We start from the raw sequence: 14,005 nt of genomic DNA, 5'->3' as shown, positions 1-14,005 counted from the left end.
TGGCATTAAGGGTTAGCATCGAATGAGTCATATTCAAGCATAAAGTAGGTTGACAGCTCTTGGTATTGAGGGCTGTTTTTTGTTTATATTTAAAAATTGACAATTTTAAAATATTTGGTAAAATTTAAATAAATCCAGTTTATACATAATAAATCTCTTTATTCTGGATTAAATGTAAGCGGATACAAGGGAGGTGCAGTCTTACGGAGTTAAAAGAGAAAATAATTGAAACATCGTTGGCGCTCTTCGATCAGCATGGTTTTCATGGTGTCTCCGTCAACGAAATCGTTAAGGCATGCGGAACTAGCAAGGGGGGGTTTTATCACCATTTCTCTTCCAAGGATGAACTCCTATTTGTCATTCATGATTACTTTATTTCATATGTTTTAATAAAAGCACAGGAAGCCATTTCAGAAAGTACCCATCCAACAGAAAAAATGCAAAAGATCATTCAATCATTCGTTAAAGTTTTTGACCTCTATAAACCACACATCTCAGTTTTCTATCAAGAAAGCATTTACTTAAAGCCACCTTATGTTGAAGCAATCAAAAAAAAGCGTCAATTATATAAAGAAATCATTTTTTCCGTTATCAAAGAAGGCATTGACAAGGGAGTATTCCGCAGCGAATTGCCAGTGGAAATTACCGGAATGTCAATTCTGGGCATGGTCAACTGGTCCTACAAATGGTACAAAAGGGACGGTGGAAAATCGATTGATGAAATCGGTGATATTTACGTAGATTTAATTCTGAATGCCTTATTGACTGATGAACAAAAAGATGCGGAAATCACCCAGCCATTTCTACTGAAGAACAAAGTTGTAGTCGATTAAACAATTAACTTGATTTGTACAGACCAACTAGTCGGTCTCGATTGAAAGGGGAATGAATATATGGATTTTTCACTTACAAAAGAACAGCAGATGATTAAGGAAATGGTTAAGGAATTTGCCGAGAAGGAAATTAAACCCATTGCGATTGAGCTGGATGCAAAGTCCATGTTTGCGGAGGATGTTTTCAAAAAAATGGGAAAACTCGGGTTGCTTGGAATTCCATTTCCTGAAGAATATGGCGGTTCGGGCGGAGATACGATTTCATATGCCATTGCAGTTGAAGAGGTTGGCAAAGCGTGCGGGGGAACCGGCCTAAGTTATGCAGCAGCCGTTTCGCTCGGAGCAAGTCCAATTTACTATTTTGGAACCGAAGAACAGAAGCAAAAATATCTGGTTCCAATCACGACCGGTGAAACTCTGGCAGCTTTCGGGTTGACGGAGCCTAATGCGGGTTCCGATGCTGGCGGTACTAGAACCACTGCCGTGTTGGAAGGTGATGAATATGTGATCAATGGTGAGAAAACATGGATCACCAATGCCAGCTATTCAAGAACCGTTACCGTCACTGCTGTATCGGGCAAAGATTCCAAGGGCAAGAATATCATCTCGGCATTCATCGTGCCAACCGATACCCAAGGTCTTACGATCAATAGCAATTATGAAAAAATGGGAGTGCGGGCTTCCAATACTTGTGAAATCATTCTGGATAACGTCCGGGTACCAAAGAAAAATTTATTGGGAGATCCAGACAAAGGGTTCAAACAATTCTTATTCACACTGGATGGGGGAAGGATTTCCATTGCAGCTTTGGCCGTCGGTATCGCTCAGGCTGCCTTTGAAAAAGCTTTAGCTTTTTCAAAAGAGCGCATACAATTCGGTAAATCCATATCAAATTTCCAGGCCATTCAATTCAAGCTGGCAGACATGGCGATGGAAATTGAACTGGCGAGGAATATGGTATATAAGGCGGCGTGGTTAAAGGACAATAAAAAGCCTTTTGCAAAGGAAGCGGCATACGCCAAGCTATTTGCAAGTGAAACCGCTTTCCGGGCCAGCAACCAAGCGATTCAAATACACGGTGGCTCTGGTTACATGCGCGAATATGAAGTGGAACGCTATTTAAGAGATGCTAAGTTATTGGAAATTGGTGAAGGCACATCCGAAATTCAAAGAATCGTTATCGCCAGACAATTAGGCTGTTAATCTTTATGGAACGTAAAATGAACGGTGATGCTTTGGTTCATTTTGGTGAAAAGCAGATGTTATCTATACAGCAAAACGCGTTCATTCTTACTTTTATTTGATTAGGAGGAGTTTGATGTCTGATTTGCTAGATATGACTATCGGGAAATTGCTTGAGAAAACAGCTGAACAATATGGTGATAATGAAGCGGTTGTGTATCATGAACTGGGCCTCCGCCATTCCTATCGCGAATTTGAAAAGATTTGCCGAAAGGCGGCCAGGGGGTTCATGTCACTCGATATAAAAAAAGGGGAACATATCGCCATTTGGGCGTCCAATAAACCGGAATGGCTGATATCCCAATTTTCCACTGCTAAAATGGGCGGGGTGCTGGTTACGGTCAACACTAATTACCGTACAAGTGAACTGGAATATTTGCTTAAGCAATCGGATGCGACGACGATCATCTTGATGGAACAATATAAGGATCATTCATATATGGATACGCTATACGAAATCGTACCTGAATTGAAAAATGCAGAACCTGGAAAATTACAATCTGAGAAACTGCCAAAATTGAAAAATATCATCGTTTTAGGTGAAGCGCGTTATCCCGGAACGTTTTCGTGGGATGATGTCATAAGCGGAAGCGAATCCATTTCGGAAGAGTCACTTGACATGAGGATGGAGGAATTGGCTCCAGATGATGTGATTAATATGCAATATACATCTGGGACGACAGGATTTCCAAAAGGAGTGATGCTGACGCATTCAAACTTGGTCAACAACGGATTGAATGTCGCGGAATGCATGAAACTTACCGAAGTTGACCGGCTTTGCATCCCGGTTCCGTTTTTTCATTGTTTCGGCTGTTCCCTTGGTACGATGGCCTCGGTTTCTGTTGGGGCAACAATGGTGCCGATCGTGGAATTTAATCCACGAGTAGTCCTTCAGACCGTTGAAGCCGAAAAATGTACGGGACTTCATGGTGTTCCGACGATGTTCATCGCTCAACTTAATCTCGATGACTTTGACAAGTATGATTTACGTTCGTTGAGGACTGGAATCATGGCAGGCTCCACATGTCCGATTGAAGTCATGAAGAGCGTGGTGAATAAGATGGGAATTTCGGAAATCACGATTACTTATGGTCAAACGGAATCGTCTCCAGGAATTACGATGACAAGAACGGACGATCCGATCGAACTTCGTGTCTCCTCAGTGGGAAGGGCTTTGCCGAAAGTGGAAGTGAAAATTGTCGATCCAGTTACCGGGGAAGAAGTCCAGCGGGGCAAACAAGGGGAACTCTGTTCGAGGGGATACCATGTAATGAAGGGATATTATAATAACCCGGAGGCCACTGAGCAGGCGATTGACCGGGAAGGCTGGCTTCATACGGGAGATTTGGCCGTGATGGATGAAAGGGGTTATTGCAAGATTACCGGCCGGCTGAAAGATATGATCATTCGCGGAGGGGAAAATATTTATCCCCGGGAGATCGAAGAATTCCTCTATCAACATCCTGCAATTGTCGATGTCCAGGTACTCGGCGTTCCAGATCAGAAGTATGGGGAAGAGGTAGCGGCATGGATCATTCTGAAAGCGGGAGAAACCCTCACGGAGAAAGAATTGGTAGAGTATTGCAAAGGGAAAATATCTTTTCATAAAATTCCCCGTTACATTCAATTTACCGATGCTTATCCCATGACTGCATCCGGGAAAATCCAAAAGTATAAGCTTCGGCAACAAACTCTTGATCTACTATCGGAACGCACTAAATAAGGAGGGGATCGAATGATTCGAAAAATTCTTATCGCAAACAGGGGAGAAATAGCATCACGCATTATTCGTACATGCAAAAAGATGGGAATACTTACTGTCGCCGTCCATTCGGAAGCAGATGCGGATTCGCCATTTGTGGGATTGGCGGATGAGGCATATTTATTGGGTGGTCCGAGAGTACAGGAAAGCTATTTAAACGTCAATAAGATTTTGGAAATAGCTAAGAAAACGGGAGTGGAAGCCATTCATCCTGGATACGGATTTCTTAGTGAAAATGCAGATTTCGCACGTTCATGCGAAGAAGCCGGCTTGATATTCATTGGCCCAAAACCAGAAATCATCCAGCAGATGGGCAATAAAGTCGAGGCACGGAAAAAGATGGAACAAGCGGGACTCCCATTGGTTCCTGGATTTTCACGTCCGTTAATTGATAGTGCAGAAGCGGCAGCCGTTGCCGAAAAGATTGGCTATCCAGTCATGTTAAAAGCAGCAGCAGGCGGCGGGGGAATCGGCATGCAGGCCGTTGCTAATGAAGATGAACTGACCAAGGCCTTCGAAGGGAATCAAAAACGTGCCCAATTGTTTTTTGGCAATGGAGATATGTTCATAGAAAAACTGATTGAGAAGCCTCGTCATATCGAAATTCAGGTATTGGCGGATTCCTTTGGGAACGCTGTTTACTTATGGGAAAGGGAATGCTCCGTTCAAAGGCGCCACCAGAAGGTCGTGGAAGAGGCTCCCTCTTCTTTCCTTGACGAAGAAACAAGAAACAAGATGGGAATGGCTGCTGTGAAAGCGGTAAAATCCATCGGTTATAGCAATGCGGGCACCCTAGAATTTTTAGTTGATGTTGATAAAAACTTTTATTTCCTGGAAATGAATACACGTCTCCAGGTTGAGCATCCTGTCACCGAAGAAATTACGGGACTGGATTTAGTCGAACAGCAAATTAAAATAGCATCGGGCAATAAATTGGAATTCACTCAAAGTGAGATTAAACAGGATGGACACTCCATTGAAGTGCGCATATACGCTGAAGACCCGAAAACGTTTTATCCAGCACCGGGGAGAATCACCAGCATGGAACTTCCGGAAGGGGAAGGGATCCGTCATGAATTGGCGGTACATGGAACTTCCATCGTATCCCACTTTTATGATCCGATGATCGCCAAATTGGTAGTGAGCGGCGATTCAAGGGATAAAGCGATCAAGAGATTAAGAGAAGCGCTGGCAAACTATAAAATAGAAGGAATAAAAACAAACCTTCCTTTGCTTTTGGAAATAATTTCTCATGAAGCTTTTTCCCAAGGAGATACGACTACGGATTTCATTACGAAATATATTAAAAAATTGACTGTATAACGCATATTTTAAAACATAATGATCAGGAGGAATGTAAAATGGCAGAATTAAAGGCAAGCATGGCAGGAAGCGTATGGAAAATCGTAGCGAATGAGGGGCAAAGTGTAACAGACGGACAGGACATCATTATCTTGGAATCGATGAAAATGGAAATCCCCATTGCAGCCGAAGAAGCTGGCACCATCAAAGAACTTAAAGTGAATGAGGGGGATTTCGTAAATGAGGGCGACATTTTGGCCGTCATTGAATAAAAGGACGGAGGGGTAAGATGAATTGGCCTGAAAAAGTGACAATTAAGGAAGTGGGTCCGCGTGATGGGCTGCAAAATGAAAAGGTCATGATAACTGCACAAAGCAAAATGGATTGGATCGATCAGCTCTCTGATACGGGATTATCTTATATAGAAGTGACTTCTTTTGTCCATCCAAAGTGGATCCCCCAATTGAGTGATGCCGCCCTTGTGGCTAAGGGAATAAAGCGCAATCCCGGTGTCACTTATGCGGCCCTTGTACCCAATCAAAGGGGATTGGAGTCGGCTCTTGAAGCTAATATCGATGAAATTTCCGTGTTCATGTCATCCAGTGAAACGCATAATCTTAAAAATATTAATAAATCGATCTCCGACACCTTTCCAATAATGAAGGATGTCATCGGGACAGCAGCAAACAGCGGAAAAACGGTCAGGGGCTATATTTCAACCGTTTTCGGCTGTCCTTATGAAGGGGAGATTTCGACGGAACAGGTTTTCCGTGTTTGTGATCAACTGTTTGAATATGGAATCGATGAGGTTTCATTGGGTGATACCATTGGGGTCGCATCTCCAAGACAAGTTGCCTTGTTCCTTGAACAGGCAGTAAAAAGATATGATACAAGCCGAATTGCCCTCCATTTTCATGATACAAGGGGTATGGCACTCGCAAATGTCCTTGAATCACTGAATTATGGTATTGACACTTTCGACTCTTCGCTCGGAGGTCTAGGGGGATGTCCGTATGCACCAGGTGCGAGCGGTAATGTGGCAACAGATGACCTGATCCATATGCTACATAAAATGGGAATTCAAACGGGGATCAATCCAGAAAAACTAATGAAGGCTGCGGCCATGATGCAAAGCTTTTTGGAAAAACCATTGCCTAGCCATCAGATGGCTGTTTATAACGCACAATAAGAGAAATTGAGGTGGATTTATGACTTCATTAGTGGAGATCAGTCATGAAGATAAGGGAATTGCCCTCGTGACTTTGAACCGGCCGGATGCTGCTAATGCTCTATCCACGGAACTTCTTCATTGCTTAGTCGAAGGGCTGTATGAATTGAAAAGAGATTCAAATTTACGAACGGTCATTTTAACGGGAGCAGGTGAAAAGGCGTTTTGTGCAGGTGCGGATCTTAAGGAACGAGCAGGTATGAATGATGATAAAGTCAGGGAGACAGTCAAGTTGATTGGTGACACGATTACGGCTGTAGAAAACCTTCCAGTTCCAGTCATCGCCGCGATTAACGGTTCGGCTTTTGGCGGAGGGCTGGAGTTGGCACTCGCATGTGACATACGCATCGCATCGGAAACGGCTAAGGTTGGACTGACAGAAACATCTTTAGGCATCATCCCAGGCGCCGGTGGTACTCAGCGTCTTCCGCGGATAGTAGGGATGCCGACAGCGAAAGAACTGATTTATACGGCAAGGAGGTTGGATGCAAAAACCGCACATGCCTTGAAAATCATCAGTCATGTATATTCACCCCAACATTTACTTGAGGAAGCGAAAAAATTGGCTGGGGAAATTGCGGTCAATGCCCCATTAGCACTCAGGGCTGCAAAAGCGGCGATCAATCAAGGGGCTGAGACTAATTTGAAAACAGGATTGCAAATTGAAAAAGACTGCTATCAGACAACTTTAAAAACCCGTGACCGACTGGAGGGTCTGTCAGCATTCAAGGAAAAGCGCAAACCGGTTTTTAAGGGCCAATGATTTCAATTGAAGGAGGAACAGGGATGGTAACGACGGATAAACTAACCGAAACGGTTGAAACGATTAAAAAAGGCGGTTTAGAAAAATATCATCAAAAAAACGCTGAAAAAGGAAAGCTTTTCGTTCGTGAACGGCTAGAGCTGCTTTTCGATGAAGGGGTTGAAATAGAGGACGCTTTTTTTGCTAATTGTACCAGTGATGGATTGCCTGCTGATGGTGTAGTTACAGGCATCGGGAAAATCAATGGTCAAAGGGTCTGTGTCATGGCCAATGATTCGACTGTAAAAGCTGGTTCCTGGGGAGCAAGGACCGTCGAGAAAATCATTCGCATTCAGGAAACAGCTGAAAAGCTGCAGTTGCCCCTTCTTTATTTAGTCGATTCTGCCGGGGCACGAATTACGGATCAAGTAGAAATGTTTCCGGGACGCCGCGGAGCAGGACGAATCTTTTACAACCAAGTGAAGTTATCAGGAAAAGTCCCGCAAATTTGTCTATTGTTCGGTCCATCTGCCGCAGGCGGGGCATATATCCCAGCTTTTTGTGATATTGTCGTAATGGTTGATGGCAATGCATCCATGTATTTAGGTTCGCCGAGAATGGCAGAAATGGTCATTGGCGAAAAAGTAAGCGAAGAGGAAATGGGCGGGGCGAAAATGCATTGTTCTGTGTCAGGATGCGGGGATGTGCTTGTCAAGTCGGAGGAAGAATCCATTGCGTTTGCGCGCAGATACTTAAGCTATTTTCCAGGAAATTATCAAGAAAGACCTAAAAGCGTAAAACCTGAGCTGCCTGCGGATTTCGAAAAAACATTGGAAGAACTGATTCCCAAAAATCAGAATGCACCCTTCAATATGTATGACTTGATCGATAGGGTTATAGACAGGCAATCGTTTTGTGAAATCAAGAAACTATTTGCACCTGAATTGATTACTGGGCTTGCAAGGCTTAATGGACAAACGATAGGGATCATAGCCAATCAGCCGCGTGTCAAGGGCGGCGTCCTGTTCCATGATTCAGCTGATAAGGCAGCCAAGTTCATCAATTTATGTGATGCTTTCCATATTCCGCTGTTGTTCCTGGTGGATATTCCAGGATTCATGATTGGGACGAAGGTCGAGCAGGCGGGAATTATTCGCCATGGTGCGAAAATGATTTCGGCCATGAGTGAAGCCACCGTTCCCAAGATTTCTGTCATTGTCCGTAAGGCTTATGGTGCGGGACTATACGCGATGGCTGGTCCCGCTTTTGAACCTGACTGCGTTCTTGCCTTACCGACGGCATTGATTGCGGTCATGGGGGCAGAGGCTGCGGTCAATGCAGTCTATGCCAATAAAATAAATGCGATGGAACCAGAGGAGCGCCCAGCATTCATCGAACAGAAGCGCAATGAGTATAATGAAGATATCGATATCTACCGCTTGGCCTCCGAAATGATTGTTGATGGCATCATCCAGCCAAATGACTTGCGAGATGAATTGAGTGCCAGATTTGAAGCGTATAGCAGTAAACAATTGACATTTACCGATCGTAAACATGGAGTCTATCCCGTTTAAAGAATACAATAAACAAGCCCGGTCATCATGACCGGGCTATTGATATGTATGAAAATAAATGGTTTTTTAAATAATTAGAAAATTTTTCTGATTTTGAGTTGCTAAATTACACAAGGAAGAGTACTATAATTAGTAATTAATGATTTACTAATTACTTACCCCATACTTAGTGAAAGAAAGTGAGAGTTGCCATGGCTCAGCAGGAAAAAAAGAAATATATTACTCCAGATGGATACACAGCAGATATTGCGATCTTTACGATTACTGCGAAGAAAACGGCAGAGAAAGCCCCGCCTGAAATGTTTTTGAAGCTATTATTAATCAAACGTGCCACAAAAGATAAGGAAGGAAGCCCCAATGTTGAAGGAGATAAATGGGCCTTACCTGGAGGCTTTGTCAATGCTGGCGAGACTGCTTATGAAGCAGCCAAAAGAGAATTGAAAGAAGAAACGGGTGTAGCTGGATTCCATGTCAAGCATTTCGGGGTTTATGACCAGCCGGGACGCGATCCCAGGGGATGGATCATCTCCAATGCCTTTTATGCAATTGTCCAGGAAGAGTTTCTTCATCAAAGAAAAGCGAATGACGATGCAGCCGAGGTTGAATTGTTCACGATTCAGGAAGCCTTACAATTAGATCTTGCATTCGATCATTATACAATTATAAACGATGCGATGAATTTAATGAAAAAAGAAATGGTGCAAACGACGATAGCCCAAAATTTCCTGCCGGATGAATTTACGCTTTCTGAACTGCAACGGGTTTTGCTGACAGCCAGAGATGATGCGAAAATCAGCGCAGACTCACTTTTTTATGCAAAAGCGCCGAAACTCCCGTTTTTGGAGAAAGTCCTGGATGAAAAAGGAATGCAGAAGAAAACGAAACGTAATTCTTATCGGCCTTCACAGCTTTACCGATTTAATGCAGAGGTTGTCATGGACTCTATTTACTACTGAGGGGGGAATCGTGCCATGGGAAAAAAGGCATTGATCAATATAGATTATACGTATGACTTCGTGGCAGACGGGGGTTCATTGACCTGCGGGAAGCCAGGCCAGGATATCGAAAAGGCTCTTGTCAGTATAACCAAGGATTTTATCGAACAAGGTGAATACACAGTATTCGCGATTGATTTACATGTAGAAGGAGACCGCTTACATCCCGAATCGAATTTGTTTCCACCGCATAATATTAGCGGTACAATGGGTAGAGAACTCTACGGGGCGTTAAAAGAGGAATATGAAACAAATAAAAATCAAAAGAATGTTCATTATATAGATAAAACACGTTATTCGGCCTTTGCAGGAACGGACCTTGATATTCGCCTGCGGGAACGCCACATTACCGATGTATATTTGGTCGGGGTTTGTACAGATATCTGTATTTTGCATACGGCAATCGACGCTTATAATCTAGGCTATAAAATCTTTGTATATGAAAATGCTGTGGCCTCGTTCAATGATGCCGGTCACCATTGGGCGCTTGGACATTTTAAAGGATCTCTTGGAGCAACCATTCTATAATATCCATAAACGCAACAGAATAGAAGGGAAGCGAATGCTTCTCTTTTGGGAGGAACTATCCATGGAAAAAAAGTACAATGACGACAGTTACGCATTACACACTGACCTATACCAAATCAATATGGCACAAACTTATTGGCAGGACAAAACACATAACCGAAAGGCAGTTTTCGAAGTGTTTTTCAGAAAGCTTCCATTTAACAGCGGATATGCGATTTTTGCGGGACTTGAAAAAATTGTCCATTACCTTCAAAACTTTTCCTTCTCGGAAAGTGATATCGACTATTTAAAAAATGATCTGCACTATGATGAAGAATTTTTGAATTATTTGCGTAACATCCGTTTCACAGGAGCGATTCGCTGCATGAAAGAGGGAGAGCTTGTCTTCGGCAATGAACCGATTTTACGTGTGGAGGCACCGCTTGGTGAGGCTCAACTCATAGAAACTGCGCTGCTTAATATTGTGAACTATCACACACTCGTGGCAACAAAAGCTTCGCGCATCAAACAGGTCATCGGTGAAGAATCTGCCCTTGAATTCGGTTCAAGGCGGGCACAAGAAATGGATGCTGCAATTTGGGGAGCGAGAGCGGCCTATATTGCTGGCTTTGATTCCACCAGTAATGTACGTGCTGGAAAGCTGTTCGGCATTCCGGTTTCAGGGACTCATGCACATTCCATGATCCAAGCTTATAAAGATGAATATACCGCTTTTCATAAATACGCTGTTTCCCATAAAGACTGTGTCTTCTTGGTTGATACTTACGATACATTGCGCTCTGGCATCCCGAATGCAATCCGTGTTGCCAAAGAACTGGGCGATAAAATCAATTTCATTGGCGTCCGTCTTGACAGCGGTGATTTAGCTTACTTATCAAAAGAAGCGCGACGTATGCTTGATGCTGCAGGATTCCATGATGCGAAGATTGTCGCTTCCAATGACTTGGATGAATATACGATCATCAACCTGAAACAACAAGGAGCAAGAATTGACATTTGGGGCATCGGAACCAAATTGATTACGGCTTATGATCAGCCAGCTCTCGGTGCCGTTTATAAAATGGTTTCAATAGAGGGCGAAGATGGGAATATGAGAGATACCATCAAAATTTCTTCTAACCCTGAAAAGGTTACGACACCTGGTTTAAAACGAGTTTATCGCATCATCAATAAAGTGAACCATCATGCTGAAGGTGATTATTTGGCGATGGAATATGAGAAGCCGCAGGAACAGGAAAAATTAAAAATGTTTCATCCTGTCCATACCTTCCTAAGTAAATTCGTCACGGATTTCGATGCTGTTGATCTGCAAGTGGATATTTTCAAGGATGGAAGTTTGATTTATGAATTGCCAACCATAGATGAAATCAAGGCATTCACGCAAAAAAATCTCCATGTATTATGGCCGGAGTACCTGCGTGCACTTAATCCTGAAGAATACCCGGTAGATCTAAGCCAGGATTGTTGGGATAATAAAATGAGGAATATAGATGAAGTTAAAGCCAATGTAGAAAGAATGCTTACGAAATGACAATCCTATTTTATTAGAAAGCGGGGCTTTGCCAATGCGTCCATTACAAAAAGAAATCGTAAAAAAATTACTTGTCCAACCAACGATCGACCCTGAAGTTGAATTCAGGAAAAGTGTTGATCTATTAAAAGGGTATATGAAGAAAAATACGTTTCTGAAAAGCTTTGTACTTGGAATATCTGGAGGGCAAGATTCAACACTGGCGGGGTATATTGCCCAAACCGCTGTCAACGAATTGAACGAAGAAACGAATGGCAGCGACTATAAGTTTGTTGCTGTAAGCTTGCCATATGGAGTACAGGCTGATGAAGATGACAGGCAGCTTGCATTAAAATTCATCAAGCCAAGCCAAACGGTTACAGTCAACATCAAGGAAGCTGTGGATGCATCAGTAAAAGCTGTGGAAGAAGCAGTTTCTGAAAAGCTAACGAATTTCTTAAGGGGAAATGTTAAAGCACGTGAGCGAATGAAGGTACAATATGATTTAGCCGGACTTTATAAAGGCGTCGTGCTGGGTACGGACCATGCAGCAGAAGCGATCACAGGTTTCTTTACGAAACATGGGGACGGAGCAGCGGATATCATTCCATTATACCGTTTAAATAAAAGGCAAGGAAAAGAAATCCTGAAATTCGTCGGTGCACCTGAGCGTCTTTATAAGAAAATACCAACGGCCGATTTGGAAGATGACAAACCGTTACTTCCTGATGAAGCGGCTTTAGGCGTTAGCTACGATGAAATCGATGATTACCTTGAAGGCAAGGAAATCAGAACGGAAGCTGCTGAAATCATCGAAGGTTGGTATACTAAAACCGAACATAAACGTAATGAAGCCATTAACGTTTATGATACTTGGTGGAAATAAGAAGCTGATAAGTTATCCCGCATCACATAAGATGCGGGTTTTTTTTGCAAGACATAACAAGCACCTTGGTCAATACATAAGTAATGAAAATTTTACCGGCAAAGGGGGAAACCAAATGTCAACTCTACATATGGATATATCCAGGAATATTGAAGAAACGAGCAAGAAAATTGAATTCTCGGGTGTAATTGGTGTGAAAGCGGGAGATGACCTGATCCATAGTTCAGCATATGGCTATTCCAATCGAGCGGATGAAATCATGAATACGACCGAAACAAGGGTCGGAATTGCTTCCGGTTGTAAACTGTTTACCGCGATAGCCATTTGCCAGTTAATACAAAAAGGGAAACTTAGGTTTAATTCCAAGCTGAAAGACTGTCTTCCGAACGTGTTTCCTGATTTCAACCAAAATGTAACCATACATCACCTCTTAACACACACTTCAGGCATTCCTGATTACTTTGATGAAGCAGTGATGGATGATTTTGAAGAGCTTTGGCAGAAAAATCCGATGTACCATATAAAAGGATTAAAAGATTTCCTGCCAATGTTTCAAGATAAGCTGATGATGTTCGAACCCGGGGAAAGATTTCATTACAATAATGCAGGCTATATTTTATTGGGGTTGATTGTTGAGGAAATAACCGCTCTTGAATTTACTGAATATATCGACAAGAACATCCTTCTGCCTTGTGAAATGAAAAATTCCGGATATTTTTCCATGGATCAGCTACCTAAAAATACTGCATTAGGGTACCTTGACGAAGAAAATGGAGCATGGAGAACAAATGTTTATTCCCTTCCAATCAAAGGTGGTGCGGATGGAGGGGCGTATATTACAACATCGGATATGTTCAGATTTTGGGAAGGGTTACATTCAATTGTTCGATTGTTTCCAGTAATTCAGGATATTATAGTGAAATTACTTCACCTGTACCTTTATTTAAGACGTGGCGTATCATTTTCCATTTCTTGTCTTAGGTAGACCTTTAAGTTCAAGGCTTTTCCAAACAAAGAATTTGTATATTTAGATATCTTGAAGTAGAGTATATTTAATAAACATTATTTTAACCGGTATTTTCCGATGGAGGTTCTTTTTACTTTATGAAGGCAAGATATGAACTCGCGAACATGAACTTAACAGTAAGCAATGTGACTTTACGTAATGCGGCGGATAGTTATGTCCTCTTGAAAGCTGCAGATGATCAAAATAATGAAATCACGATCAAGCTCTCCCATGAACAAGCGGAATTTCTGGAAGCGGAATTAAGGGAAGTGAATCGCCGCCGCAGGGAAAATAGTCCTGATATATCCGGGAATGACCAGGAACAAATGAATGACGACGATTCTTTCAATCTGTTCAGCATTGATTTATTCAATGAAAGTGAACCGAAGTAATTGAT

At 42.5% G+C, this 14,005-nt stretch carries 14 protein-coding genes; all 14 read left to right on the top strand.

Annotated features, from left to right (window positions below):
• Nucleotides 1-182 precede the first annotated feature (182 nt).
• The 14 genes from N0M92_RS06765 to N0M92_RS06700 all read left to right on the top strand — a co-directional run bounded on the left by N0M92_RS06765 (nucleotide 183) and on the right by N0M92_RS06700 (nucleotide 14,000).
• On the top strand, nucleotides 183-833 hold the full coding sequence (locus N0M92_RS06765) for a TetR/AcrR family transcriptional regulator (RefSeq protein ID WP_260285072.1): 651 nt from the start codon (nucleotides 183-185) through the stop codon (nucleotides 831-833).
• Between the two features lie 60 nt (nucleotides 834-893).
• Nucleotides 894-2,036, top strand: a complete 1,143-nt coding sequence (locus tag N0M92_RS06760) for an acyl-CoA dehydrogenase family protein (protein WP_260285021.1) — start codon at nucleotides 894-896, stop codon at nucleotides 2,034-2,036.
• Nucleotides 2,037-2,160: 124 nt separating this feature from the next.
• Nucleotides 2,161-3,798, top strand: a complete 1,638-nt coding sequence (locus N0M92_RS06755) for an AMP-binding protein (RefSeq protein WP_260285071.1) — start codon at nucleotides 2,161-2,163, stop codon at nucleotides 3,796-3,798.
• A 12-nt stretch (nucleotides 3,799-3,810) separates the two neighbouring features.
• A complete protein-coding gene (locus N0M92_RS06750; protein WP_260285020.1) occupies nucleotides 3,811-5,160 on the top strand; it encodes an acetyl-CoA carboxylase biotin carboxylase subunit in 1,350 nt (449 codons plus the stop codon).
• Nucleotides 5,161-5,198: 38 nt separating this feature from the next.
• Nucleotides 5,199-5,411, top strand: a complete 213-nt coding sequence (locus N0M92_RS06745; RefSeq protein WP_076371237.1) for an acetyl-CoA carboxylase biotin carboxyl carrier protein subunit — start codon at nucleotides 5,199-5,201, stop codon at nucleotides 5,409-5,411.
• Nucleotides 5,412-5,428: 17 nt separating this feature from the next.
• Nucleotides 5,429-6,328 carry a hydroxymethylglutaryl-CoA lyase gene (locus N0M92_RS06740; protein WP_260285019.1) on the top strand — a complete coding sequence of 300 codons (900 nt, stop codon included), beginning with the start codon at nucleotides 5,429-5,431 and terminating at the stop codon, nucleotides 6,326-6,328.
• Nucleotides 6,329-6,347: 19 nt separating this feature from the next.
• A complete protein-coding gene (locus tag N0M92_RS06735; protein WP_214786506.1) occupies nucleotides 6,348-7,130 on the top strand; it encodes an enoyl-CoA hydratase in 783 nt (260 codons plus the stop codon).
• A gap of 23 nt (nucleotides 7,131-7,153) precedes the next feature.
• Nucleotides 7,154-8,683 carry an acyl-CoA carboxylase subunit beta gene (locus tag N0M92_RS06730; protein ID WP_260285018.1) on the top strand — a complete coding sequence of 510 codons (1,530 nt, stop codon included), beginning with the start codon at nucleotides 7,154-7,156 and terminating at the stop codon, nucleotides 8,681-8,683.
• 191 nt (nucleotides 8,684-8,874) lie between these two features.
• Nucleotides 8,875-9,639 carry an NUDIX hydrolase gene (locus N0M92_RS06725; protein WP_260285017.1) on the top strand — a complete coding sequence of 255 codons (765 nt, stop codon included), beginning with the start codon at nucleotides 8,875-8,877 and terminating at the stop codon, nucleotides 9,637-9,639.
• Nucleotides 9,640-9,654: 15 nt separating this feature from the next.
• Nucleotides 9,655-10,206 carry a cysteine hydrolase family protein gene (locus N0M92_RS06720; RefSeq protein WP_260285016.1) on the top strand — a complete coding sequence of 184 codons (552 nt, stop codon included), beginning with the start codon at nucleotides 9,655-9,657 and terminating at the stop codon, nucleotides 10,204-10,206.
• A gap of 61 nt (nucleotides 10,207-10,267) precedes the next feature.
• Nucleotides 10,268-11,737 (top strand): nicotinate phosphoribosyltransferase, encoded by a 1,470-nt coding sequence (locus N0M92_RS06715; protein WP_260285015.1) that lies wholly within the window; start codon nucleotides 10,268-10,270, stop codon nucleotides 11,735-11,737.
• Nucleotides 11,738-11,771: 34 nt separating this feature from the next.
• Nucleotides 11,772-12,602, top strand: coding sequence for an ammonia-dependent NAD(+) synthetase (nadE, locus tag N0M92_RS06710; RefSeq protein WP_260285014.1), 831 nt, complete (start codon nucleotides 11,772-11,774; stop codon nucleotides 12,600-12,602).
• 115 nt (nucleotides 12,603-12,717) lie between these two features.
• On the top strand, nucleotides 12,718-13,587 hold the full coding sequence (locus N0M92_RS06705; protein WP_260285013.1) for a serine hydrolase domain-containing protein: 870 nt from the start codon (nucleotides 12,718-12,720) through the stop codon (nucleotides 13,585-13,587).
• Between the two features lie 119 nt (nucleotides 13,588-13,706).
• The gene (locus tag N0M92_RS06700; RefSeq protein ID WP_260285012.1) at nucleotides 13,707-14,000 is read left to right on the top strand and encodes a hypothetical protein; all 294 of its coding nucleotides are present in this window, start codon (nucleotides 13,707-13,709) and stop codon (nucleotides 13,998-14,000) included.
• Nucleotides 14,001-14,005 lie beyond the last annotated feature (5 nt).

Source organism: Peribacillus aracenensis, from assembly GCF_025175645.1.
Classification (GTDB): Bacteria; Bacillota; Bacilli; order Bacillales; family DSM-1321; genus Peribacillus; species Peribacillus aracenensis.
The sequence above is the reverse complement of the archived record's forward strand: the minus strand, read 5'-3'. Positions and strand labels throughout refer to the sequence as shown.